General features: G+C 66.2%; 3 protein-coding genes and 1 pseudogene. 2 read left to right on the top strand and 2 right to left on the bottom strand.

The genetic code is table 11. The features are described from left to right. The first annotated feature begins 114 nt into the window (after nucleotides 1-114). Nucleotides 115-633 (top strand): annotated as a pseudogene (locus HGG74_RS08060) (ATP-binding protein). Nucleotides 634-883: 250 nt separating this feature from the next. On the opposite strand, the gene HGG74_RS08055 reads toward HGG74_RS08060, so the two are convergent. Both HGG74_RS08055 and HGG74_RS08050 read right to left on the bottom strand, forming a co-directional pair. Beyond that, nucleotides 884-1,360, bottom strand: a complete 477-nt coding sequence (locus tag HGG74_RS08055) for an SRPBCC family protein (protein WP_168485849.1) — start codon at nucleotides 1,358-1,360, stop codon at nucleotides 884-886. A 135-nt stretch (nucleotides 1,361-1,495) separates the two neighbouring features. Beyond that, entirely contained in the window at nucleotides 1,496-2,659 is a 1,164-nt protein-coding gene (locus HGG74_RS08050) for an aminotransferase (RefSeq protein WP_168485848.1), read from the bottom strand. A gap of 134 nt (nucleotides 2,660-2,793) precedes the next feature. On the opposite strand from HGG74_RS08050, the gene HGG74_RS08045 reads away from it, so the two are divergent. Then, nucleotides 2,794-3,372, top strand: coding sequence for a helix-turn-helix domain-containing protein (locus tag HGG74_RS08045; protein WP_168485847.1), 579 nt, complete (start codon nucleotides 2,794-2,796; stop codon nucleotides 3,370-3,372). The last annotated feature ends 150 nt before the right edge of the window (nucleotides 3,373-3,522 follow it).

Below are 3,522 nucleotides of genomic sequence, written 5' to 3'. Positions count from 1 at the left end.
GCCTGCCTCGGGCGGTGGCCGCGTCCTGCGTCCAGGTGCGCCTCTCGCTGCTCGTTGTGCGGGGCTGTCAGCGTGGTGATCAGGGTGTCCCACTCGGGCCGGGACAGTCCCGTGATGGCCCGGTGGAGCAGCGACCGGTCCCTCATCGCGCATCCGGGCACCGGCGTCTTCCCCGGGGAAGCCCGTAAAGTGGTCCTGCTCGGTCCTCCCGGAACCGGCAAGACCCACCTGGCCGTGGACATCTCGGTCACGGCCGCCCAGGCCGGACACTGCGTGCTGTTCGGCACGGCCACCGGCCGAGTGGCCCGTCTCGCGGCAGCCCACGACCGCGGACAGCTGGCCAGGAGTTGACCAAGCTGGGCCGCTACAAGCTCCTCGTGATCGACGAAGTCGGCTACATCCCGTTCGACGAGGACTGAAGCCAGCCTGTTCTTCCAGCTGGTCTCCTCCCGCTACGAACGAGCCTCGCTGATCCTGACCAGCAACCTCGCCTTCAGCCAGTGGGCGGACGTCTTCGGCGACGCCACGATCGCCTCCGCCATGATCGACCGAATCGTCCACCACTCCGAGGTCATCAACGCCACAGGCAACAGCTACAGGCTCCAAGGACGCGCCAAGACCCTGGCACAATGACAACAACAACCCGTGGCCCCATTTTCGGTTGGCGTTGACAGCCTGGTTATGCCGGGCGGCGGGAAGGCCGCGACGACAGCCGGCGGATTCATACCTCATGGCCGCTCCTTGGTCCTGTGGCTTCCAGGGAAGACCCACTGTAATGCGGAGCGGTTGTGTTTAGCCTGTGCCCCGGCTAGGTCTATCCTGTGCCTGCACCAACGACGGCGGCCCGCCCCATGGAGGGGCGGGCCGCCGGGTCAATGCCGGATTACAGCTGGGTTCCGGCGGGGCCGGTGTCATCCACCTCTCCGCGCCAGGCGCCGGTCTCGGTTCCCCTGGACTCAATGAAATCCTTGAACTTGCGCAGATCCGCCTTCACCTGCGCGTTGTCGATGTTCAAGGCCGCTCCGACCTTTTCCGTGAACGTTTCGGGGTCCCATTCAAAGCGCACGGACACCCGGGTGTTGTTGGCATCTGCCGGATCGAAGGTGACGACGCCGGCATGGCTCTTCCCGTCCACGCTGCGCCAGGCGATCCGCTCGTCCGGCCTCTGTTCGACGATCTCGGTATCGAATTCCCGTTCCACGCCGCCAATCTTGGTCTTCCAGTGGTTGGTGGTATCCGTCAGCTGGGTAACGGACTCGACGCCGGACATGAACTGCGGAAATGATTCGAACTGGGTCCACTGGTCGTAGGCCACACGCACCGGGACGGCTACGTCAATGCTCTCCTCCACGGTTTCCATCTGCTTCCTCCTTCACTCGGTATCGGCCCGCTATTGCGGTTTTTTGGCGGCCGCCGGACGCCGGATGGCGGCGCCAAGCGCCCACCACTAAAAACTAGGGGCCCTGGGCAGTTCTGTCCACTGCCCTCAGGCGGCTCAGGGCCGGGCCGCGGCGGCGGATGCAGGGAACGGGAGGGCGGGCAGAATCCCGTCCAGGAAGCGGCTGAATTCGGCCAGGCCGACGGCGAGGGTGGCGGCGCCGTCGGCGAAACCGATACGCACCGTGCCTTCGATACCAAAGGCGCTGCCCGGGGTGAACATCACCCCGGTGTGCTGCAGGAGGGACTCGCACAGCCACTCAGAGGGAACCGGAGCAGCGTAGCGCAGCAGCGCGGTGGTGCCGGAGGCAGGCCTGACGTAACTGATATCGGCCCGGCTGCCGACCCATTCGTCAAGGATGCGCAGGTTGCTCCGGGTGATGGTGCGGCTGCGGGCGAGGATGGCCTCGCGGGCCTCGAGTGCGACGCAGGCGAGCAGGTCGTCGACCTGGCCGACACTGATGGTGTTGTAGTCGCGGTGGATGTATACCGCCTCCAGCAAGGCGGCAGGCCCGGTGATCCATCCCAGGCGCAAGCCGGCCAAAGAAAAGGGCTTGGACATGCTGCCGGTGGAAATGCCCCGGTGGTACAGATCGGCCATGGCCGCGGTCGCTCCGCCGCCGTCCTGGTCGGTGCCTCGATAGACCTCGTCGCAGAGCACCCACGCTCCGACACCATCGGCAATCGCGGCAATGCATTCCAGCATGGCTGCGTCCATCAGCGCGCCGGTGGGGTTGTTGGGATTATTGATCGCAATCAGCTTGGTGCCCGGGGCGGCCAAAGAGGCGAGCTCATCCAGGTCCGGCAGCCAGCCGTTCTCCTCCCGCAAATGCAGGATGTGCACGTCCGCCCCGTAGCTGGCGGGGATGGCGTAGTGCTGCTGGTATGTGGGCATCACCGAGAGCACCCGGTCGCCCGGCTCCACGAGGGTCTGATGGACCAGGGCGTTGGCCCCGATGGCGCCGTGGGTGACGAGCACATTCCCGGCCGTCTGGTGCGCATAGAGGGAGGCGATGAGTCCGCGCAGCCGGGCACTGCCGGGAATAGGACCGTAAGTCAGCTTCAAGGACATGAGCTCTTCCAGCACCTCCCCGCCGCGTCCGGACAGTTCCAACAGTTGCTGTACGGTCAGGGACTCCACGCACGTCTCGGCCAGGTTGTACCGGCAGGTGGTCTCGTAGCGGTTCATCCACTGTTCGACGCCGAACTCTTCGATCTTCACGGTCACCTTCCTGGGGTCTTGGTGTTGCTGCGGGACCGGCCCGCACGTAACGATCCGCCCGGCTGCCCTTGCGCCGGGGCGTAGCATGGAAACATGCAGAATGAGCACTATACTGCACATATGGAGGCAAAACCATGAGCGGACGGGAGCGGGGAGCGGCCAGCGCCGGGTTCATCGCCACGGTGGGGCGGCAGATCCGGCAGCGGCGCCAGGAGCAGGGGTGGACAGTGCAGGAGCTCTCCGACCGTTCCGGAGTCAGCCGGCGCATGCTCACACAAATTGAGCTGGGACAAGCCAACCCAAGCCTGGTGACCGTGGACCGCATCGCCCACGCCCTGGACAGCGACTTTGCCTCCCTGGCCCTGCCCTCCCCCATCCCGGCAGCTGCGGGATCTTCCCGGGAGGCCCTGCGGGTGTGGAGCTCGGCAGGTGGCAGCGAAGCCGCGCTGCTCACCGCCACTGACCATGTCCCCCGGGCGGAGTTGTGGCACTGGCGGCTGGCGCCCGGCGACACCTACCAGGCCGAACCCGATGCCAGCGGCACCGAGGAGCTGCACTATGTCCACGCCGGGGAACTGACCATCACCACCGGCGGTGCCATCCTGCGGGTCCGCGCGGGAGAAGCCGGACGCATCCGCAGCGACCAGCACTATGCCTACCACAATGATGGCCCCAGCTGGACGGAGTTCACCCGCGTGGTAGTCGGGGCGTAGGCGCCGCCTGCTCGTGCAGCCAGTGGCTCCTGGCCGGATTGCCGGACGCCGGGCACAAAAAACCCGGGGAGCGTCGGATGACACTCCCCGGGCACGGGTTCGTGGAGATGGGGGTGTGTAGTTTCACGACATCGTTCCCGCATGTCCCGG

Source organism: Arthrobacter mobilis (genome assembly GCF_012395835.1).
Classification (GTDB): domain Bacteria; phylum Actinomycetota; class Actinomycetes; order Actinomycetales; family Micrococcaceae; genus Crystallibacter; species Crystallibacter mobilis.
The sequence above is the reverse complement of the archived record's forward strand: the minus strand, read 5'-3'. Positions and strand labels throughout refer to the sequence as shown.